The 19,197-nt window shown below is 67.0% G+C and carries 20 protein-coding genes; 6 read left to right on the top strand and 14 right to left on the bottom strand.

Annotated elements, in window-relative coordinates; all coding sequences use genetic code 11:
• Nucleotides 1-12: 12 nt before the first annotated feature.
• The 13 genes from ACYVD7_RS06245 to ACYVD7_RS06185 all read right to left on the bottom strand — a co-directional run bounded on the left by ACYVD7_RS06245 (nt 13) and on the right by ACYVD7_RS06185 (nt 11,349).
• Complete coding sequence (locus ACYVD7_RS06245) at nt 13-366, bottom strand: PilZ domain-containing protein (protein WP_460761836.1); 354 nt, start codon at nt 364-366, stop codon at nt 13-15.
• Between the two features lie 8 nt (nt 367-374).
• Nucleotides 375-1,331 (bottom strand): DNA polymerase III subunit delta', encoded by a 957-nt coding sequence (locus ACYVD7_RS06240; RefSeq protein WP_460760475.1) that lies wholly within the window; start codon nt 1,329-1,331, stop codon nt 375-377.
• A gap of 19 nt (nt 1,332-1,350) precedes the next feature.
• Nucleotides 1,351-2,001, bottom strand: a complete 651-nt coding sequence (gene tmk / locus ACYVD7_RS06235; RefSeq protein WP_460760473.1) for a dTMP kinase — start codon at nt 1,999-2,001, stop codon at nt 1,351-1,353.
• Nucleotides 1,998-3,089, bottom strand: coding sequence for an endolytic transglycosylase MltG (gene mltG, locus ACYVD7_RS06230; protein ID WP_460760470.1), 1,092 nt, complete (start codon nt 3,087-3,089; stop codon nt 1,998-2,000). Before mltG ends, tmk begins: the two co-directional genes overlap by 4 nt.
• A gap of 37 nt (nt 3,090-3,126) precedes the next feature.
• The gene (pabC, locus tag ACYVD7_RS06225; protein ID WP_460760468.1) at nt 3,127-3,945 is read right to left on the bottom strand and encodes an aminodeoxychorismate lyase; all 819 of its coding nucleotides are present in this window, start codon (nt 3,943-3,945) and stop codon (nt 3,127-3,129) included.
• Entirely contained in the window at nt 3,942-5,309 is a 1,368-nt protein-coding gene (locus ACYVD7_RS06220) for an aminodeoxychorismate synthase component I (protein WP_460760465.1), read from the bottom strand. Before ACYVD7_RS06220 ends, pabC begins: the two co-directional genes overlap by 4 nt.
• 105 nt (nt 5,310-5,414) lie before the next feature.
• Nucleotides 5,415-6,653: a beta-ketoacyl-ACP synthase II gene (gene fabF, locus ACYVD7_RS06215; protein WP_460760462.1), complete on the bottom strand. Its 1,239-nt coding sequence runs from the start codon at nt 6,651-6,653 to the stop codon at nt 5,415-5,417.
• Between the two features lie 250 nt (nt 6,654-6,903).
• On the bottom strand, nt 6,904-7,143 hold the full coding sequence (gene acpP / locus ACYVD7_RS06210) for an acyl carrier protein (RefSeq protein ID WP_187712453.1): 240 nt from the start codon (nt 7,141-7,143) through the stop codon (nt 6,904-6,906).
• 176 nt (nt 7,144-7,319) lie between these two features.
• Nucleotides 7,320-8,060 (bottom strand): 3-oxoacyl-ACP reductase FabG, encoded by a 741-nt coding sequence (gene fabG / locus ACYVD7_RS06205; RefSeq protein ID WP_460760459.1) that lies wholly within the window; start codon nt 8,058-8,060, stop codon nt 7,320-7,322.
• Entirely contained in the window at nt 8,057-9,010 is a 954-nt protein-coding gene (gene fabD, locus ACYVD7_RS06200) for an ACP S-malonyltransferase (RefSeq protein ID WP_460760457.1), read from the bottom strand. Before fabD ends, fabG begins: the two co-directional genes overlap by 4 nt.
• Nucleotides 9,011-9,216: 206 nt before the next feature.
• Nucleotides 9,217-10,197 carry a beta-ketoacyl-ACP synthase III gene (locus tag ACYVD7_RS06195; protein ID WP_460760454.1) on the bottom strand — a complete coding sequence of 327 codons (981 nt, stop codon included), beginning with the start codon at nt 10,195-10,197 and terminating at the stop codon, nt 9,217-9,219.
• 404 nt (nt 10,198-10,601) lie between these two features.
• Nucleotides 10,602-10,796: a 50S ribosomal protein L32 gene (gene rpmF, locus ACYVD7_RS06190; protein WP_460760451.1), complete on the bottom strand. Its 195-nt coding sequence runs from the start codon at nt 10,794-10,796 to the stop codon at nt 10,602-10,604.
• 22 nt (nt 10,797-10,818) lie between these two features.
• Nucleotides 10,819-11,349 carry a YceD family protein gene (locus tag ACYVD7_RS06185; protein WP_460761833.1) on the bottom strand — a complete coding sequence of 177 codons (531 nt, stop codon included), beginning with the start codon at nt 11,347-11,349 and terminating at the stop codon, nt 10,819-10,821.
• Between the two features lie 199 nt (nt 11,350-11,548).
• Here ACYVD7_RS06185 and ACYVD7_RS06180 point away from each other — a divergent pair, with 199 nt between their 5' ends.
• Together ACYVD7_RS06180 and ACYVD7_RS06175 are read left to right on the top strand one after the other, a co-directional pair.
• On the top strand, nt 11,549-11,920 hold the full coding sequence (locus tag ACYVD7_RS06180) for a hypothetical protein (protein ID WP_460760448.1): 372 nt from the start codon (nt 11,549-11,551) through the stop codon (nt 11,918-11,920).
• Between the two features lie 34 nt (nt 11,921-11,954).
• On the top strand, nt 11,955-12,530 hold the full coding sequence (locus ACYVD7_RS06175) for a Maf family protein (protein ID WP_460760446.1): 576 nt from the start codon (nt 11,955-11,957) through the stop codon (nt 12,528-12,530).
• Nucleotides 12,531-12,699: 169 nt separating this feature from the next.
• On the opposite strand, the gene ACYVD7_RS06170 is transcribed toward ACYVD7_RS06175, so the two are convergent.
• On the bottom strand, nt 12,700-14,523 hold the full coding sequence (locus ACYVD7_RS06170) for a glycosyltransferase family 39 protein (RefSeq protein ID WP_460761830.1): 1,824 nt from the start codon (nt 14,521-14,523) through the stop codon (nt 12,700-12,702).
• Nucleotides 14,524-14,674: 151 nt separating this feature from the next.
• Between ACYVD7_RS06170 and ACYVD7_RS06165 the strand changes: the two genes are divergently transcribed.
• From ACYVD7_RS06165 to ACYVD7_RS06150, 4 genes are read left to right on the top strand one after another with little or no spacing between them, the layout of a single operon-like run.
• A complete protein-coding gene (locus tag ACYVD7_RS06165) occupies nt 14,675-15,628 on the top strand; it encodes an AAA family ATPase (RefSeq protein WP_460760443.1) in 954 nt (317 codons plus the stop codon).
• A gap of 18 nt (nt 15,629-15,646) precedes the next feature.
• Nucleotides 15,647-16,663, top strand: a complete 1,017-nt coding sequence (locus ACYVD7_RS06160) for a DUF58 domain-containing protein (RefSeq protein WP_460760440.1) — start codon at nt 15,647-15,649, stop codon at nt 16,661-16,663.
• A gap of 25 nt (nt 16,664-16,688) precedes the next feature.
• Nucleotides 16,689-18,656, top strand: coding sequence for a transglutaminase TgpA family protein (locus ACYVD7_RS06155; protein ID WP_460761827.1), 1,968 nt, complete (start codon nt 16,689-16,691; stop codon nt 18,654-18,656).
• Nucleotides 18,653-19,144 (top strand): Slp family lipoprotein, encoded by a 492-nt coding sequence (locus ACYVD7_RS06150; protein WP_460760438.1) that lies wholly within the window; start codon nt 18,653-18,655, stop codon nt 19,142-19,144. The genes ACYVD7_RS06155 and ACYVD7_RS06150 overlap by 4 nt, the downstream gene beginning before the upstream one ends.
• Nucleotides 19,145-19,197: the final 53 nt, after the last annotated feature.

Raw genomic sequence — 19,197 nt, 5'->3', positions numbered from 1 at the left:
TGCCCGGCACCGTTACATCGTGTGCGTCGGACGCTCCGCAGTGAGAGTGCCAGCCAGCAGCGTCTCGATCTTGCTCTTCACCGCCTCACCTTCTGCGGTGTCAGGGAACTGAACGCCAACGCCTGCCGGACGATTGCCCTGGGCTCCCGGCGGGGTGACCCACACGACCTTGCCGGCGACGGGCAGTCGCTCGGTGGATTCAGGCAGCGTCAGCAGCAAGAAAACTTCGTCGCCGAGGAAGTAGCGGCGCGGCGTGGCGATGAAGATGCCACCGCCCTTGAGGAATGGCATATACGCACTGAACAGCGACGCCTTGTCCTTGACCGCATGGGAAAGGATGCCCTGCTTGGCACCGCCAGCCCCCATCATTGCACTCATCCCCGGTGTCCTCCCGATCCGCCCGCTCCGCGCCAGGCAAGCAATAATTCAACGACGGCCAGATCGGCTCGCACGGTGGTCCGCAACAGTTCACGGACGCGATTGGCCCGATCGAACCACTGCGCCAGACTGCTCGCTCGCATCGGATCGGTCAAGCGGCCAGCCTCGGCCAATGCAATGTCGGCGGCATGACGCAGGCGCAATTCCGTGTCGTCATCCGCTGTCCAACGTTGCGCTGCGTCGGTTGCGGCCAACGTGCCCTGCGCGACCTTGGCCAGGTCCGAGCTGACCTCGCGGCGCAAGGCCATTCCGTTGCCCTGCAACCACTCGTCTGCCAGTCCCGGGTGTCCGCGCGCGGCGTCCAGCGCCTCGCGTGCAACCGCATCCGCGTGACCCCGCAAACGCATCCAGGCCAGCGATTCATCCTGCGGCGGCAGCCGGAACTCGAGTTTTTGGCAGCGGCTGCGGATGGTTGCCGACAGGCGCGCGGGATGTGCCGTGACCAGCCACAGGTAGCGGCCTGGCACTGGCTCCTCCAGCGTCTTCAGCAACGCGTTGCTGGCGGAATGGTTGATGGCTTCGGCCGGGTCGATGATGGCGATCTGCGCGCCACCGTACTGCGGCGTGAGCGTGAACGCCGTGGACAAGTCGCGCATCTGCTCGATGATGATCTCGGTCCGCAGCCGCGTGCCTTCCTTGTTCGGTATGAATGACACCGCATGGAAATCCGGGTGCGTACCGGCGTCCATCAAGGTGCAGGCCCGGCAATGGCCGCAGGGCTCACCCGCGACGCGATCCATGCACAGCAGCCGTCGCGCCAGGCGATTGGCCACCGCACGCTTGCCCAGTTGTACCGGCCCGCAGAACAGCTGCGCATGCCCCAGCCTGCCCGCCTCCAGCGCGGCTGCCGTCTGCGCGTAGATGCGCTGTTGCCAGGGCGCGAATTCGCTCACGGGAGCCATGAAAGGCTGCTCATGCGTCCGCCAGCGCGCGCAAGTGCGCGACCGCGTGCGCGGCGACGGCATCGACCGCCTGCGTGGCATCGATCACGCGGAACCGCGCGGGTTCCGCACTGGCGCGCGCCAGGAATGCTTCGCGCACCTTCTCGAAGAAGTCGTCCCGCTCACGCTCGATGCGGTCCGGGCCATTCCCGCCAGGAGCATGATCGCGCCCGCGCGTGCGTTCGCGCCCATGCGCGACGCCGATGTCGAGGAGCAGCGTCATCGCCGGTTCGATGCCGACCACGCGTCGCTCCAGTTCAGCGATGAAGGTCGGATCCAATCCGCGTCCGCCACCCTGGTAGGCATAGCTGGAATCGGTGAAGCGGTCGCTGATTACCCAGGCGCCGCGCTGCAATGCCGGCAGGATCACTTCGCGCACGTGCTGCGCGCGCGCCGCGAACATCAGCAGCAGTTCCGTTTCGGCAGCTGGAGGCTCATGGTGCGGGTCCAACAGCAGGCCGCGGATCTGTTCGGCCAATGGCGTGCCGCCGGGTTCGCGCGTGGAAACGACTTCGAATCCGCGCGCTATGAGGAACTCGCGCAACGCCGAAAGCACAGTGGACTTGCCGGCGCCTTCGCCGCCTTCCAGCGTTACGAAACGTGGATGCCTGCTCAGCGTCATTGCGAAACCGGGGCCTTGTCCGTCGGCTTGTCGTCGGCGCGCGATTGTTGCCCGCGCCGGTAGTTTTGCAGGTACCGGCCAATGTTGGCCTGGTGTTCGGCCAGCGTGCGCGCGAACAGATGGCGCCCACTGCCGTCGCCAACGGCAACGAAGAACAGCGCTTCGCCCGACGCGGGATGGGCGACGGCGTTCAGCGCGCCCGTTCCCGCCATCGCGATGGGCGTGGGCGGCAGTCCAGCACGCGTGTAGGTGTTGTAGGGCGTATCGGTTTGCAGGTCGGTCTTGCGGATGTTGCCGTTGTAGCTGGAGCCCATTCCGTAGATCACAGTAGGGTCTGTTTGCAGCAGCATGCCGATCTTCAGGCGCCGCTCGAACAGTCCCGCGATCTGCGGTCGTTCGTCGGCGACGCCGGTTTCCTTCTCCACGATCGAAGCCAGGGTGAGCATCTCGTCGGGCGACTTCAGGACGCCGTCCTTCGCGCGCTCTTCCCAAGCCGACGCGAGCGCTTTCTCCATCGCGGCGTAGGCACGTTCAAGCACGTCGCGATCGCTGTCCATTCCCGTGTAGAGGTAGGTCTCCGGCAGGAATCGGCCTTCCGGATGCTGCCCGGGATGACCCAGCGCGGCCATGAGCTCTTCATCGCTCATCTTCGCGGTTTCCTGCTTCAGCGGTGACGCCTTCGCCAGCGCGGCGCGCAGTTCGCGGATGTTCCAGCCTTCCACGATGGTGAAGCGGCGCTGGATCACCCGGCCGTCGCGCATTGCAATGATCAGTTCGCGCGGTGTCCGGTTCTGGTCGAGCGGATATTCGCCGACCTGCAGTTTGCCTGCGGCCCTCAGGTGTTTCGCGAGCACGCGCCATTCCAGCGATTCACCGGTGGTCACCCCCGCCGCGCGCAACTTGCGCAGGACGATGGGGAGCGAGTCGCCGGGCTCGACAACGACCGTTTCGCCGGCATCGATGCCAGCCATGGGCTGGTAGGCGAAGGCGTTGTAGCGCTGCCACGCCCATACGGCGGCGGCGCCAGCGGCAATCAGGATCAATAAGAGCGCGATACCGCCAATGCGGCCTTTGCTGTTGCGACTCACGTCGTCTCCGGGTTGGTGCGTCGGCGGCGAAAGCCGGTTATTCGGGTGCGGCCTGCCCGAAGGCAGGATGCGCGGCCGCCAGGCGCCGATGCAGCTCGGACACCTGCGGGTGAGGAAGCCACTTGCCCTCGCCCAGCCGTGCCACGGGCAGGATACCGCGCACGGCATTGCACAGGAAAACCGCGTCGGCCGTTTCGACGTCGGTCACGGATAGTCGCGCCTCGCGGGCCGGTAGCGTCGCCAGCGCCCATTCGCGGCAGACGCCGGCAATGCCGCAGCGGTCGACCTGCGGCGTCAGCCATTGGCCTTCACGCAGGACGAACACATTGGCCGAGGTCGCGCTGACAACGTCGCCGTCCGTGCTGCACATCAGTCCATCCTGGATGTCCGGATCGTTCCATTCGGCACGCGCCAGGACCTGTTCCAGGCGGTTGCAGTGCTTGATCCCCGCCAGCACGGGTTGCAGCGCCAGCCGCGTGTCGCACCAGCACAGGACCAGGCCCTCCTCGGGCGGCGCCGGCGGAAGCGGATGCCGTGACAGGACCCACGTCGCCACGCCCTGCTCTGGTGGCGCATATCCGCGGCCGCCACTGCCGCGGGTCACGATCAGCTTGAGAACAGCGTCTTCGCCGTCCAGCAGGGATTGCGCTTCGCCGTGGACGGCCGCTTCGCCGGGGAGCTCGATCGCGAGCCGCAGCGCGCCGCGTTGCAGGCGCGCCCAGTGTTGCTCCCACCACGACAGTTCGCCGCGATGGGCGCGCATGGTTTCGAACAGGCCATCGCCGTAGGCCAGCCCACGGTCTCCGGCGGCTACTGCGTCGATCCGCGTGTCACCGACGAAGACGCGCGCGGTCATTCGTCCACTCCCAGTGCCCGCAGCATGCCGCGGGCCTTGGCGCGGGTTTCTTCCAGCTCGCGATGGGGATCGGAGTCGGCGACGATACCGGCACCGGTGCGGAATCGCAGCGTGCTCACCGCACTGCCCGCTTCCAGTTCCGCGCTGCGGATCAGGATGTTGAGGTCCATGTCGCCATCACGATTGAGCCAACCCATCGCGCCGGTATACGCGCCACGGCCCTCGCCTTCCAGCTCGGCAATGATTTCCATGCAACGGACCTTCGGGCATCCGGTGATGGTTCCGCCCGGGAACACGGCACGGATCACCTCGCCCGGCGTGATGCCGTCGCGCAGGCGGCCGCGGACGTTGCTCACGATGTGATGCACGTGGGCGTAGCTTTCCACGGTCATCAACTCGTCGACTTCCACGCTGCCGGGCGTGCACACGCGGCCCAGGTCGTTGCGCTCCAGGTCGATCAGCATTACGTGCTCTGCGCGTTCCTTCGGATGGCCGACCAGTTCACGGATGCGTGCGGCGTCATCGTCGCCGGCAAAACGCGCGCGCGTGCCGGCGATGGGCCGGGTTTCGACCACGTCGCCACGCACCGACACGAGCCGTTCGGGCGACGCGCTCACCACCGCCCAGTCGTGCTGCGCGAACACGCCGGCGAACGGCGCGGGATTGTTCGCGCGAAGGCGCTGGAACAGCGCGGCCGGCTCCAGCGTCCCATCGAAATGCGCCTGCCATTTGCGCGACAGGTTCGCCTGGAAGGTATCGCCCGCGACCAGATAGTCGATCACGCGCTTCACGCCATCGGTGTACCGGGCCGGATCGTCCTCATGGATGGCGGCGGGTGCTTTCCAATCGGGAAGACCAGCCAGCGACGCGACGGCGCCGATATCGGTGGCGATGACGTCGAGCAGCGCCGCATGCGCGGGCTCCGCCAGCGCGATGCATTCGCCGGTGGCGTGGTCGCGCAGGATCGCAGCGGGGCAACGCAGCGCCAGCGCGACGGGCAGCGTGCCCGGCGCGGCGGGCAGCTGCAGGACAGGTTCGACCTGCCCCGCCAGCTCGTAGCCCAACAGCAATGCCCAGCCGCCACGAAACGGCCAGCGCGGTTCGTCGCGGGCGATGTGTTCGGCCCGCCATGCGGCGTCGAGTGCGTGCAGGAAATCGCCAGAGCACGAGTTCTCCTCCTGGTCGCGGGTCACGCCATCGCGATCCAGCCGCAGCGACTCGCCATTGCTGGCCAGCAGCAGGTCCCATCGCCCCTGCGCGGTGCCATGCGCGCTGGATTCCAGCAGCATCGGATAGCGCTGCGGCGCGAGGCGCTGCAGTGCGAGCAGGTCGAAGGTGGTAGGCAGTGATCGGGTTACCAGCATTGCTTGTGCCGTTGACTGGGCCTCTAACGCCCTCTCGCGGCGTCAACGTGACACCGCGGTGCAATGCGGAGTTCCCCCTTCGTCATCGAAGGAGGAACGTCAATCTCACAGACGCTTGAAGACCAGCGTTCCGTTCGTACCGCCGAACCCGAAACCGTTGGAGACGACGACATCCACCTTCGCCTCGCGTGCGGTGTGCGGCACGTAGTCGAGGTCGCAGCCTTCGCCCGGATTGTCCAGGTTGATCGTCGGCGGAATGATGCCGTGGTGCAGCGCCTTCACGGTGAAGATCGCTTCGACACCGCCCGCGGCGCCGAGCAGATGGCCGGTCATCGACTTGGTCGAGGACACCATGGTCTTGTAGGCGTGGTCGCCCAGGGCGCGCTTGATCGACAGCGTCTCTGCCAGGTCGCCCAGCGGTGTGGACGTGCCATGCGCATTGAGGTAACCGATCTGGTCCGGCGTGATGCCCGCATCCCTGAATGCCATCGCCATGCAGCGCGCGGGACCTTCGCCATTTTCGCTGGGTGCGGTCATGTGGAAGGCGTCGGACGAGGCACCGAAGCCGGCGAGTTCGCAATACATGCGCGCGCCACGCGCCTTGGCGTGTTCGTACTCCTCCAGGATCAGGATGCCGGCGCCGTCGCCCAGGACGAAGCCGTCGCGATCCTTGTCCCACGGGCGCGAGGCCTTCGTCGGCTCGTCATTGCGCGTGGACATCGCCTTCATCGAACAGAAACCGCCGACCGACGTCGGCGAGGAACCGCGCTCGGCGCCGCCGGCGATCATCACGTCGGCATCGCCGTACTGGATCATGCGCATCGCCATGCCGATCGAATGGTTCGACGTCGCGCAGGCGGACACGGCAGAGAAATTGGGGCCCTTGGCACCGGTGATCAGCGACACCTGCCCGGGCAGCATGTTGATGATGGTGCTGGGCACGTAGAACGGCGAGATCTTGCGCGGGCCGCCCTCGTGGAACTTGATGGTCTGCTCTTCGATGCCAAGCAGGCCGCCGATGCCGGAGCCGATCAGGGCGCCGACGCGTTCGGCATTGGAGTCGTCGATCGTCAGCCCGGCGTCTTCCAGCGCCATCAGCGAAGCCGCGACGCCGTAGTGGATGAACTCGTCCATCTTCCTGGCGTCCTTCGAATTCACCCACTTGGTGAAATCGAAGTCCTTCACCAGTCCGGCGATGCGGGTGGTGAACGGAGCCGGGTCGAAGTGGGTGATCGGGCCGATGCCCGAACGGCCATTGACGATGCCATCCCAACTGCTGGCCAGATCATTGCCCAGCGGGGAGATGATGCCGAGACCGGTAACCACTACACGACGTTTGGACATGGGTAGCTCCACTGCGAACTGCACCGGCACGTCGCCGGTGGACTGGACCGGCTCGCCGCGGGTCATCGCGGCACGGTCACTGGGTTGCAAAGACGCGGGGCCGCAAGCGCGGCCCCGGTTTGGTCAGGAAATCCGGTCACGGCATCCGGTCACGGGACCCGATCAGGGCAGCTTCGCCAGTGGAAGCCAACCCATCGTCCCGTTGCGTGGCCCGGCGAAAACCGCCGGACCCCGCGACCGACTTCCCGGATCAGGCCTTGACGTGGGCCTTGATGTAGTCGATCGCCTGCTGCACCGACGTGATCTTCTCGGCTTCCTCGTCCGGGATCTCGCACTCGAACTCTTCTTCGAGGGCCATCACCAGCTCGACGGTGTCGAGCGAGTCTGCGCCGAGGTCGTCGACGAACGAAGCGTTGTTGGTGACTTCATCTTCCTTCACGCCGAGTTGTTCGACGACGATCTTCTTGACGCGCTCTTCGATGCTGCTCATTGGGTCTCACTCCTCCCGGGATCGGGAATTCGATGGAATAGTCTAAATGAATCGCGGGCGTTCGCGAAGGTCGCGAAAGCCCTTTTGCTTCAAACGCTTAGCGCCGGTCCATGGCGCAATGGGCAGGCTGGAAAACGGGTCGATACCCTTCCACCTGCCCGTTGCGGGGCCGCAGCTTACGGCATGTACATGCCGCCGTTGACGTGCAGGGTCTCGCCGGTGATGTAGGACGCCGCCGGACCGGCCAGGAATGCCACCGCGCGGGCGATGTCCGCCGGCTCGCCCAGGCGACCCAGCGCGATCTGTTCGGACAGCGCCTGGCGGGCGTCCTCAGGCAGGTCCTTCGTCATGTCCGTGGCGATGTAGCCGGGGGCGACGACATTCACGGTGATGCCGCGGCTGCCGATCTCCTTCGCCAGCGACTTGCTGAAGGCGATGATGCCCGCCTTGGCCGCGGCGTAGTTGGTCTGGCCGGCGTTGCCGGTGACGCCCACGACCGAAGCGATGTTGATGATGCGGCCCTTGCGTGCCTTCATCATCGCGCGCATCACCGCCTTGGACGTGCGGTAGACGCTGGTGAGATTGGTATCGAGGATGGCGTTCCAGTCCTCTTCCTTCATGCGCATCAGCAGGTTGTCGCGGGTGATGCCGGCGTTGTTCACCAGGATGCTGATCGGACCGATGTCCTTGGCGACGGCTTCGATCAGCGCATCAACCGATTCGGCGTTGGCGACATCGAGCACGCGACCGTGGCCACCGTTCGCGGCGAGGCGATCGGCGATCGCCTTGGCGCCTGCTTCCGACGTGGCGGTGCCGATGACGGTCGCGCCCTGTGCGGCGAGCTCGTCGGCAATGGCGGCGCCGATGCCACGGCTGGCGCCGGTGACCAGCGCGACTTCGCCCTTGAGATTGCTCATGCCTTCCACTCCGTCAATGCGGTTTCGAATTCGGTAACAGCTCCCAGCGCGCGCGCGTCGAGCGTCTTGTCGATGCGCTTGACCAGGCCAGCCAGCACCTTGCCCGGGCCGCATTCGGCGATGCGGGTCGCACCGCGCGCAGCCAGCGCCTGCACGCAGCCGGTCCACTGCACTGGCAGGTAGAGCTGGCGTACCAGCGCGCCGCGGATCGCGTCGACGCCGTCGTGCACCTCGGCATCCACGTTCTGCACGATCGGCAGCGCGGGCGCCTGCCATTGCAGGTTGTTCATCGCCTCCGCGAGGCGATTGGCGGCTTCGCGCATGAGCGGCGTGTGCGAGGGCACGCTGACGGCCAGCTTCACCGCCTTGCGCACGCCACGTTCGCTCAGCAGCGTGAGCGCCTTGCCGACGGCATTGTTGTGGCCGCCAATCACGATCTGGCCGGGCGAGTTGTAGTTGGCGGGAACGACGATCTCGTCGCCGGATGCGGCCTTGCAGACTTCCTGCACGACTTCGTCATCGGCGCCGAGCACCGCCGCCATCGCGCCGGTACCGGCAGGCGCGGCGTCCTGCATCAGCTGGCCGCGCAGGCGAACGAGCTTCGCGGCATCGTGCAGCGACAGCACACCCGCCGCGACCAGCGCGGAGTATTCGCCCAGGCTATGACCGGCCAGCACCGATGGCATCGCGCCACCCTGCCGTTGCCATGCGCGCCACACCGCGACGCCCGCGGCGAGCAACGCCGGCTGGGTGAATTCGGTCTGGTTGAGCTGTTCTTCCGGGCCGTCCTGGGAAATCGTCCACAGGTCCACGCCGGCGCCTTCGCTGGCTTCAGCAAAGGTTTCGGCGATGACTGCGTGTTGCGCGGCCAGTTCACCCAGCATGCCCAGCGATTGCGAACCCTGGCCGGGGAATACGAAGGCGAGCTGCTGCGAAGCGGATTCCGTCACGGAGGTTCCCTTCAAAAAAGACGCGGAATGATACGGTCGAAGCGGGTCATTCGTCTGTACCGGTGCGTATAGAGGGCCCGCGACCAGACCGGATGACCTGCATGACTGATGCCGCGCCGGCAGCCGGCGATGGCAAACCACCTTGGCAGGGCATCACGAAAAAAATCCCTCGCGAAGCCCAGATGGCGCCGCAAGGGTTCCCGGCTTCAATAGCGCAACAGCGCCGAGCCCCACGTGAAACCGCCACCGAACGCTTCCAGCAACACCAGCTGACCGCGCTGGACCCTACCCGAACGCACCGCCTCGTCCAGCGCCAGCGGCACCGAACCGGACGACGTGTTGCCGTGCTTGTCGACGGTCACGACCACGCGATCCATCGGCATGTCGAGGCGCTTGGCGGTGGCTTCGATGATGCGCAGGTTGGCCTGGTGCGGGATCAGCCAGTCGATCTCGTGGCGATCCAGGCCGTTGGCTTCCAGCGCTTCCTCGACGACCGAATCGAGCGCCTTCACCGCATGCTTGAAGACATCGTTGCCGGTCATCAGCACGCGCACGCCGGCGTTGTGCTCTTCCAGATTGAAGCCGACGGAGACGCCGACCGGATTCCACAGCAATTCCTTCTTGGTGCCATCGGCATGCATGTGCGTGCTGAGGATGCCGGTTTCGCTGTCGGCCTTGAGCACGACCGCACCTGCACCGTCGCCAAACAGCACGCAGGTGCTGCGATCGCTCCAGTCGAGCATGCGGGTCAGCGTTTCGGCACCTACGACGAGCACCGTTTTCGCAGCACCGGAGCGGATGAACTTGTCGCCCACCGTCAGCGCATAGACGAAGCCCGAGCACGCGGCATTGACGTCAAACGCCGGGCAGCCAGCGGCACCGAGCTTCGCCTGCAGCAGGCATGCGGTGGACGGGAAGATCAGGTCCGGCGTCGTGGTGCCGACCACGATGAGGTCGAGGTCCGACGCGGTCACGCCGGCGGCTTCCAGCGCGCGCGTGGCGGCGTGGAAGGCGAGATCGCTGGTGGTTTCGCCTTCGGCGGCGATGTGACGCTCGCGGATACCCGTGCGCGCGGCGATCCACTCATCGCTGGTGTCGACGATCTTCGACAGGTCGGCGTTGGTGAGGACCTTCTCCGGCAAGTAGCTGCCGGTACCTGCGATGCGCGCGAACACTTGCTGGGTCATGCCTGTCTCGTGGGAGCGATGGGGGTCGGCGATCGAGGATGGCTGGTCGCCATACCCGAACTCCAAACTGCGAATGCTACTCCGCAACGCGGCGGATGGCTCAACAGCCCCAGGGACGACCTCGTTAAAAGCGATCCCGTTCACACCGCTTTCGCTGGGAACAACTCGACTGAAGGCTGTTTTGCTGGAAGCGGCCTGCTTATGACGAAGTGGCCTATCGATGAGGCGGGCCTGCCGGAAGCGGCTCCCCCAATGGCGATGCACCAACTCTTCGGTCGACCATTGACCGGAACGCACAAACGCGAACGGGCGCCTAAGCGCCCGCTTCGCTCCCGGCGTTGTACGGCCGCAACGCGGCCGTTCGAACGGCGGGAATTATTCCGACGTCAAAGGCGTCGGAATAATCATTCTTCGTCAGCAACCTTCGACTGGGTGTCGATGACCTTCTTGCCACGGTAGTAACCGTCGGCGGTCACGTGGTGGCGCAGGTGGGTCTCGCCGGTGGTCGGGTCGGTAGCCAGCTGCTTGGCCGACAGCGAGTCGTGCGCACGGCGCATGCCACGCTTGGACGGGGTAACGCGGGACTTCTGAACTGCCATGGTCTTGCTCCGGAATTAATACTTAGTTGTTCGGTTTCTTCAGTGCCGACAGCGCGGCAGCGAATGGATTCGCGCGCTCTTGTTCCTCTTGCGGGGCTGGCCAGTCGCGCTCCACCGCCTCGCTGCCGGGCTTCACCGGCACCACCGGGATGGCGAGGATGAGTTCATCCTCCACCAGCTCGGCAGTCCGCAGCTCGCCATCTTCCGGCACCAGCAGCGGTTCGTAACCCGGCGGCAGCGCGGCTTCGTCCGCTTCATCGCGGATGAGACCGAGCCGCTGCACGATCTTCACTGGAAGGAGGAACCGCTCCAGGCTGCGCTGGCATAGCAGCGGCAACTCGGCCTCGATCCGCAGCTCGACGTAGGGCACCTGGAACGAATCGCTGTCAAAATCGAGCGCGAAACGCACATCACCTTCGGTATCGAGCAGGCTGTCTTCCAGCCGTGTCAGCGACGCAAGCGGCAGGCGTCCTTCGACGCCGCGCCGTGCAGCCACCATGCGCCAAGCATCCAGAACCTCAGGTACCCGTTCCGATGGCGCGCCAGCTGACATAAGACGCGGGATGTTAGTGGCCGCCGGAGCCCCTGTCAAACCCGTAAGCCCTTGTGGCAATGGGGATTTGCGGCTCGGGAGCGCCGGGATTCACGCCGCCCTCCCCTGGACACCCCCTTCCCCGGCAGGGAGCCGCTCCGTTGTGCTTCGGCGCCGGAGCGGTTCAGACTGCAGGCCCGCCTGCGCACTCCGAGCCGCCGTGACTGTCCCAGCCTTCCTCTGGATCCTGATCTCAGCCGGCTTCGTTGTCCTGGCAGTCATCCTGGTACGGCGATACGGGCCCGGCCGGCGTGCCCGGGCAATGCGGGAGCTGCTGGACGCCGCCGACGCCCTGGAAGCCCGGCTACGCAAGGCGCGGGCCGAAATCGAGGCCGTCGCCGGCGACCACGGCCCCGACCCGGTCGGAGACGCCATGCGCGAGATGCTCCGTCAGCGCCTGTGGCTGCGTGACCATGGCCGCGACGCCAGCCTGGCGCAGCTGGCAGGGGTTCGCGCCTCGATCGATGCCGCCCGCGCCCGGATCGACGCCCAGCTGATCCAGATCGAACGCGCCCGCGCCCCGCTGGCCTGACCGGCCTCGCCCAGACCACAAACCGAAGCCGCCCATGCCACGACTGATCCTCGCGTCGACGTCCTTGTATCGCCGCGACCTTCTCCAGCGCCTGCGCCTGGCCTTCGAAACCGCTCGGCCTGAAGTCGACGAAAGCCCCCTGCCCCACGAAGCCCCGGAGGCCTTGGCCCAGCGCCTGTCCGTGGCAAAGGCCGCCGCCATCGCGCAGCGCGAGCCGGGCGCCTGGGTCATCGGTTCCGACCAGGCCGCCGAACTCGATGGCCGGCCGCTGGGCAAGCCGGGACATCGCGACGCCGCCATCGCCCAGCTGGCCGCCATGTCAGGCCGGGCCGTGCAGTTCCGCACCGGCGTGTGCGTGCTGCGCGATGGTGACGCGCCGCGCGTCGCGATCGACACGACCATCGTGCGATTCCGCGATCTATCGGCGGCGGAAATCGAGCGTTATGTCGACGCCGAGCAACCCTTCGATTGCGCGGGCAGCTTCAAGTCGGAAGGCCTTGGCATCACGCTGTTCGAGGCCATCGAAACCCGCGATCCCACGGCGCTGGTCGGACTGCCGTTGATCGCCACGGCCCGACTGCTTCGCGAAGCAGGATTCGCGTTGCCGTAGGGCGGGTCTCGACCCGTCGCTCCCGGAACGGATGGAGCTTCAAGGTGGCCGCGCTTGAACCGCTTGTCCGAAAGGCGATATGCCGCGCTGTGGTTGGACGCGGATGTTTGGTGACGCCAACGGATACCTGGATCCGCAACCTGCAACGGCGGGTCGAGACCCGCCCTAGTCACTCGATGTCGATGGGCTGCTCGGACCAGTCTTCGACGCTGCCGTCGCGGCCATGCAGGCGCAGGCCCAGCCAGTGCCGGCCCGCCGACAGGCTCCCGACCTTGCGCAGGTCCACCTTGCCCGCGAACCCCACGTCGGGATGCTGCGGATCGTTGCTCTGCGGCCACTGCCGAAGCAGGCCGGTGTAGTCGAGCCCATATTCGACTGAACCGACGGGCGCACCATCCAGCAGTACGTCCACGCCCGCGATACCGACGCCGTCCTTGAACGCCCATCCGCGGATTTCCAGTTCGCTACCGCGCGCCAGGGCAGCACCGCTGACCGGCGTATCAATCCAGGCCATCGCCGGTGCGGTGCACATGCCTTCGCTGCGTACAACCAGTGCAAAAAGCGCGAAGCGCTGCCGACCGTGGTCGATGTTCAGCACACGCGGCGGCGGCAACGCACCCACCATTGCGCACAACGTGTGGTAGCGCGCGAGCAGGTCCTTGTAGGCCACTTCGTTGAGGCCGACGACGAGCAACGTCGGCGTCGCGCTCCAGTCGACACCACCCGCATGCTGAAGGCCCCACAACTTCAGCTGCGGTGCGCGGCCATGCTTGTGGTTGAGCGGATGGTCCAGCACGGGAATGTCGGCGTCGTGCAGCGCGAAGCCGAGTTCCGCGCCCACCTTGAAATTGTCAGCAAGGATGCGCGTACCCGGCGGCATTTGTCCGCGCTGCAGGCGCACCGCATCGGCCAACTCGTCCCATCCGGCAAAGTTGGACGGGTACCACTTCTCCGCCGCGGTCCGCGCACGCAGGTCGGGCGTGGACGCCACGAAGTAGAAACCCAGGATCGCCACCAGTCCGACGGCCGCCAGCAGCCACGTAGCCACGCGCACGCCACGTCGCCAACTGGCCAGCAACGAAGGCAACAACGGAATCAGTGCGAGATAGCCCGGCAGCGGCCAGTGGAAGCTCACGCGTTCGGTGTCGGCAAAGAATCCGAGCGCGAAAAATCCCAACACCACCAGTCCACCCAGCAGCGCAAAGTAACGCGACACCGCCAGCGCACCGCGACGCCCGCGCCATCCGGCGTGGGCAAGCGCGACGAACAGCAGCGGCGTGACCAGCAATGCCTGGATGGCGATGAAGGTGATGCCATCGGCGTGGAACGCCCATGGGTGCCGATCCACCAGCTGGAAGCGCAGGCCGGCATCGGCGTTGTCGAGATTCCAAGCCACCAGAGGCGCCCATGCCGAAGCGCCCAGCGCGATCGCGGTCCACACGCGCACGTCGCGTAACGCGCGACGACCATCGGCGAGCAGCAGCAAGGCGAGGAAACCGACGCCGATCACGGCGATGAAACGGTAGTGACTCAACGCGCCCAAAATCAGGCCCAGCGCCAGCTCAAGCGCGGCAGCGGCGCTGACTTCGCGCAGCAGCTTCGCGCCCGCGTCCATGCAGAGCAGCGTCGCCAACGCCATCACCGCGTCCGGTACGGCCAACAATCCCAGCGTTCCAGCCAGCGGCAACAGCAGGGCAAAACAGCCAGCCTGCCAGCCCGCCCGTTCGCCGAACTCGCGCTCTGTGATGCGCACCATCAGCAACGGCACCAGCGCGGCGATGAAAAGGAACGGCGCGCGCAGCGCGAAGGCATGTTCGCCGCCCAACGCCACGCCCAGCCGGATCAGCCACGCAGTCAACCCAGGCAGGTCGGAATAGGCGGCGGCCAGGTGATGGCCTTCCTGCCAGTAGAAGGCCTCGTCCACGAACAGCGGCAGCCGCGCGGCCACCATCAGCTTCAACAGCAATACCACCGACCACAGCGCCCAGAACATCGCGCGTGAGCGCAACGCCTCGTTGTCGCCCGTGTTCAGTCGGCTGGCGCCCGCGGCCAGTCGATCATTCGGCAGTTCACTACGTCCGGCTTCAACCCGCATCGAGACCTGCGACCCCGCTACACTTCGTTGGACATTGAGGAGAGTGCGAATGGCAGCATCCCCGAGCGCGGCGAACATGCTAACCGATGCCCTGCGCGTCGCCCTCGAACGCGCACAGGCACAGGTCAACGCACTGGTACTGGGCAAGGCGCAGGAGGTGCGCCTCGCCTTCGTCGCGCTGCTTGCCGGTGGCCATATCCTGATCGAGGACCTGCCCGGGCTGGGCAAGACCACGCTGGCACACGCCTTGGCCGCGACACTGGGCCTGGACTTCCAGCGCCTGCAGTTCACCTCCGACCTGTTGCCGGCCGATGTCGTCGGCGTTTCGGTGTTCGACCCGCAGGCGCGCACGTTCCAGTTCCATCCCGGCCCGGTGTTCACCCAGGTGCTGCTGGCCGACGAGATCAACCGTGCACCGCCGCGCACGCAAAGCGCGCTGCTCGAAGCCATGGCCGAGCACCAGGTCACCGTCGACGGCACCACGCACGCCCTGCCGCAACCCTTCTTCGTGATCGCCACGCAGAACCCGGTCGACCTGTCGGGCACCTATCCCCTGCCCGACTCGCAACTCGACCGTTTCCTGCTGCGACTGGCACTGGGCTATCCGGGCGAGGACGCCGAACGCGACCTGCTCGCCGGCACCGACCGCCGCGACCTGATCGCGCAGACGCGCCCGGTGCTGGGCACCACCGACGTGATGGCCGCACGCGAAGCGGTGCTGGCGATCCACGCCAGCGAGGCGCTGATCGCGTACGTGCAGGCGCTGCTCGCGCGCAGCCGCAAGCACCCGGGCGTACGCGTGGGCCTGTCGCCGCGCGCGGGCCTGGCGCTGCTGCGTGCCGCGCGGGCGCACGCGATGCTGCTCGGTCGCGCGCACGTCGTCCCGGAAGACGTACAGACGCTGTTCCTGCCCGTCGCAGCGCATCGACTGGTCGCCGACGCACAGGCAGGTAGCGATGCATCGCTGGCGCGTTCGATCCTGCATGCGGTGCCGGTGGATTAACACCGCGCACCAAGCCGGATGCTTCCTTCCTTCAGCCCGCTGTTGAACCGGTTCCTGGGCCCGCACTGGCGTCGCCTGCGCTCGCGTGCGCTGCGCTTCACCACGCCGCGCCAGCCCGAAGCGCTGCCGGCACTGATCGATCGACGCCGTGTCTATGTGCTACCGACCGGCTTCGGGCTGTTCTATGCCGTGTCACTGTTGACCATGGTGCTGGGCGCACTGAACTACAACAACAATCCCGCACTGCTGCTCGGCCTGCTGCTGGGTGCGGCGGGACTGGCAAGCCTGATCGCCGCGCAGATGCAGCTGACCGGATTGGGCATCGTCGCGGTGGAAGCGGAACCCGTCGCGGCCGGACTTCCCCTGCAGCTGCGCGTGCACGCACAGGCAGACCCTGCACGCCTGCGCCGAGGCCTGCGCATCGACGACGACGAACGCACCGATTTCGCCGTCCTCAACCTCGACCAGGGCCGCGGCGAAGCGGAAATCACCCTGCCCACGCGGCAGCGCGGCTGGCTGGACACGCCGCGCCTGCGCATCTCCACGCGCCGCCCGCTTGGCCTGGCGCGCGCATGGTCGTACGTGTGGAGCGATGCGCCGCTACTGGTATATCCGACGCCCGAATCCGATGGCCCTCCCCTGCCTGCCGGCGCTGGCGAAAACGCGCAGACGCGCCTACATCCCAGTGGCGACGACGTCCATCACCTGCGCAACTATCGCGCCGGCGATGCACGTCGTGCCATCGCCTGGAAGCACTCCGCACGACGCGACACGCTGCTCGTGCGTGAGTACGAGCAACCGCTCGGCGCCGACGTGGTGCTGGACTGGTCGCAACTCGGGAATCTTCCCTACGAGGCACGCATCTCGCGGCTGGCGCGCTGGGTCGACGAAGCCGAGCGCGACGGACGCCGCTACCGCCTGAGCATTCCCGGCCATCCCGATCTTGGTCCCGAGCGCGGCGCGCAACATCGTCATGCCTGTCTGCGCGCACTGGCGCTCATGCCGGGCGCGACGTCGGGAGCGCGGCGTGAGTGACGTCGACGCAGTCAACGCCGCGCCAGTGACGATCGCCCTGGATCCGGTCAGCCGTCGCTGGGCCCTGCTGGCTGCGGCGGCGTGCATCGTGCCGCTGCTGCTGCAGATTCCATTCACCCTGGCTGCGCCCATCGCCGCAGCGTGCGCTGCAACACTGGCGCTGGCGTGGCGTGGACCGCTGCCATCGTGGCTGCGCCTGCTGCTCACCGTGCTGGTGATCGGCGCGGTGCTGGGCGCGGCGGGATTCCGCTTCGGCCGCGACACCGGCTGCGCGTTGCTGGCGGCGATGCTGGCCATCAAACCCGCGGAAACCGTGCGCCTGCGCGATGCGCGCAGCCTGATTGGTTTCGCGCTGTTCGCGCCATTCGCGACGTTCCTGCTCGACCAGGGGCCTTTGTCGCTGGTGCTTGGCCTGGCCGGCGCGGCGGCGGCGCTGGCAGCGCTGGAACGCTTCGCCGACCTTGAGTCCGGCGATACCCGCTACGCCGTGTCGATCTGGAGGCGACTGCGCAGCGTCGGCTACCTGCTGGCAGTGGGGCTGCCGTTGGCACTGGCCGCGTTCTGGCTGTTTCCGCGACTGGGCACGCCAATGTGGGGTGTACCCGACCGCGCGCTCGGTCGCCCCGGCCTTTCCGATCGGATGTCGCCGGGCCAGTGGCTCGACATGATGACCGACGACAGCCCGGCGCTGCGGGTGCATTTCGTCGGCCGGACTCCACCGCGTGATGCAATGTATTGGCGCGGCCCGGTGTTGTGGAATTTCGATGGCAAGGACTGGACGCAGCCACGCTGGGCGCGGTTCACACCGCCTGCGTCGATGACTGCCAGTGCGACGCGCTGGACTTACGACATGGAAGTGGAACCGACCGACCGTCGCCAGCTGGTGTCGCTCGACCTGCCCGCTGCCACGCCCAGCGGCGCCGCAATGACGCTGGATCACGGCCTGGTCGCGTACGTGCCGCTCACGGCGCTCACGCGCTGGCACCTGCAGTCCGCGCCACCAGTCCGGTACGAAACCGACCTGCCGGCGACCCATCGCCAAGCCGCGCTCGCGCTGCCGACCGGTTTCAACCCGCGTGCGATCGCACTGGGACTGCGGTGGCGCCGTGAAGCCGGCAACGACGACGTAGCCATCGCCAACCGCGCACTGGACTGGATCCGCCGCGAATTCGCCTACACGCTGGAAACTCCGGTGTGGGGTCGCAACGCGGTCGACGAGTTCCTGTTCGACACCAAAGCCGGCTTTTGCCAGCATTTTAGTTCTTCCTATGTAGTGCTGATGCGGGCCGCCGGGATCCCGGCACGCGTCGTCACCGGCTATGCCGGCGGCTACCACAACCCGCTGGGCGACTACTGGATCGTGCGCAATTCCGATGCGCACGCCTGGGTGGAAATCTGGTTGCGCGGGCGCGGCTGGGTGCGCGTGGACCCCACTGCGGCGGTGGCGCCCGAACGCATTTTCGACACCCTCGCCGATCGCACGCCCGGTGCGGAGGGCCTGCTGGGCGGCTTTGGTACGCCAATGTGGAACGTGCGCGACTGGATGCGCCGTGGCTGGAACGACCTGGTACTCGGCTTCGACGCATCGCGACAGCAACGCCTGCTGCAGCCGTTCGGCATCGACCAGGTCACCGGCCAGCAGCTGGGCGCCCTGTTCGGCGCGACGGCCGGGCTGGCGCTGCTATGGATGGTCTGGCTGAGCGCGCGCGGCCAGCGCGAAGCCGACCCGGTGCTGCGCGCCTGGCGTCGGCTGGGCAGCCGCTATCGGCGGTTCGGCCTGGAGCGCGAACCCTTCGAGCCTGCCCGCGACTGGACCGACCGCGTCGCCCGGACCCGGCCGGACCTGGCTCCTGCCCTCGATCGACTCAGCCAACGTTTCGTCGAATGGCGCTACGCTCAGCTCCAACACGGGGCGCCGGACGGCCGGGCCTCGCGTGAACTGATCAAGGCCCTGCGCCGGCACCGCCCTACTCCCGCTGGAGGACGCCCATGAAGACCCGTCTTGCCTTCCTCGCCCTGGCCACGACCGTGCTCGCCGCCTGCGCGACGCAGCCGCGACCGCTGCAGGGCACGTTCAACGAAATCACCCCACGCGATGCAGCCAGCAACAACGCGACTGGCGCGACGGTGCGCTGGGGCGGCCGTATCGTCGAGGTCGAACCGCAGTCCGACCGCACCTGCTTCCAGATGATTTCCACGCGCCTGTCGACCTACGGTCGCCCGCAGTGGGCCAGCGATGAAACCGGCGGCCGCTTCATCGCCTGCCGCACCGGCTTCTACGATCCGGCGCTGTTCGAGAAGAACCGCGAAGTCACCTTCACTGGTCGCATCGATGGGTACGAGAACCGGCGCGTCGGCGAGTACGACTATCACTTCCCGCGCCTCACCGCGGACGTGGTCTACCTGTGGCCGGTGCGCGAGCGCGTCGACGTGATCACCATGCGTCCGCCGCCGGGACCGTGGGGATGGGGCTGGTGGTAGTCACTGCGGGCGTCGTCAAGCGCGTGGATTGAGTGACGCCACTGCCGATGCCA

It is taken from the genome of Lysobacter fragariae (assembly GCF_054779775.1).
This window is presented reverse-complemented; position numbering and strand designations above follow the sequence as displayed.

Excerpts from the sequence above, each read along its gene's own strand:
- ACYVD7_RS06245 (WP_460761836.1), bottom strand. The coding sequence starts at position 366 with ATGGGGGCTGGCGGTGCCAAGCAGGGCATCCTTTCCCATGCGGTCAAG.
- tmk (WP_460760473.1), bottom strand. The coding sequence starts at position 2,001 with ATGACGCTGAGCAGGCATCCACGTTTCGTAACGCTGGAAGGCGGCGAA.
- pabC (WP_460760468.1), bottom strand. The coding sequence starts at position 3,945 with ATGACCGCGCGCGTCTTCGTCGGTGACACGCGGATCGACGCAGTAGCC.
- ACYVD7_RS06220 (WP_460760465.1), bottom strand. The coding sequence starts at position 5,309 with ATGCTGGTAACCCGATCACTGCCTACCACCTTCGACCTGCTCGCACTG.
- fabF (WP_460760462.1), bottom strand. The coding sequence starts at position 6,653 with ATGTCCAAACGTCGTGTAGTGGTTACCGGTCTCGGCATCATCTCCCCG.
- acpP (WP_187712453.1), bottom strand. The coding sequence starts at position 7,143 with ATGAGCAGCATCGAAGAGCGCGTCAAGAAGATCGTCGTCGAACAACTC.
- fabG (WP_460760459.1), bottom strand. The coding sequence starts at position 8,060 with ATGAGCAATCTCAAGGGCGAAGTCGCGCTGGTCACCGGCGCCAGCCGT.
- ACYVD7_RS06195 (WP_460760454.1), bottom strand. The coding sequence starts at position 10,197 with ATGACCCAGCAAGTGTTCGCGCGCATCGCAGGTACCGGCAGCTACTTG.
- rpmF (WP_460760451.1), bottom strand. The coding sequence starts at position 10,796 with ATGGCAGTTCAGAAGTCCCGCGTTACCCCGTCCAAGCGTGGCATGCGC.
- ACYVD7_RS06185 (WP_460761833.1), bottom strand. The coding sequence starts at position 11,349 with ATGTCAGCTGGCGCGCCATCGGAACGGGTACCTGAGGTTCTGGATGCT.
- ACYVD7_RS06175 (WP_460760446.1), top strand. The coding sequence starts at position 11,955 with ATGCCACGACTGATCCTCGCGTCGACGTCCTTGTATCGCCGCGACCTT.
- ACYVD7_RS06170 (WP_460761830.1), bottom strand. The coding sequence starts at position 14,523 with ATGTTCTGGGCGCTGTGGTCGGTGGTATTGCTGTTGAAGCTGATGGTG.
- ACYVD7_RS06165 (WP_460760443.1), top strand. The coding sequence starts at position 14,675 with ATGGCAGCATCCCCGAGCGCGGCGAACATGCTAACCGATGCCCTGCGC.
- ACYVD7_RS06160 (WP_460760440.1), top strand. The coding sequence starts at position 15,647 with ATGCTTCCTTCCTTCAGCCCGCTGTTGAACCGGTTCCTGGGCCCGCAC.
- ACYVD7_RS06150 (WP_460760438.1), top strand. The coding sequence starts at position 18,653 with ATGAAGACCCGTCTTGCCTTCCTCGCCCTGGCCACGACCGTGCTCGCC.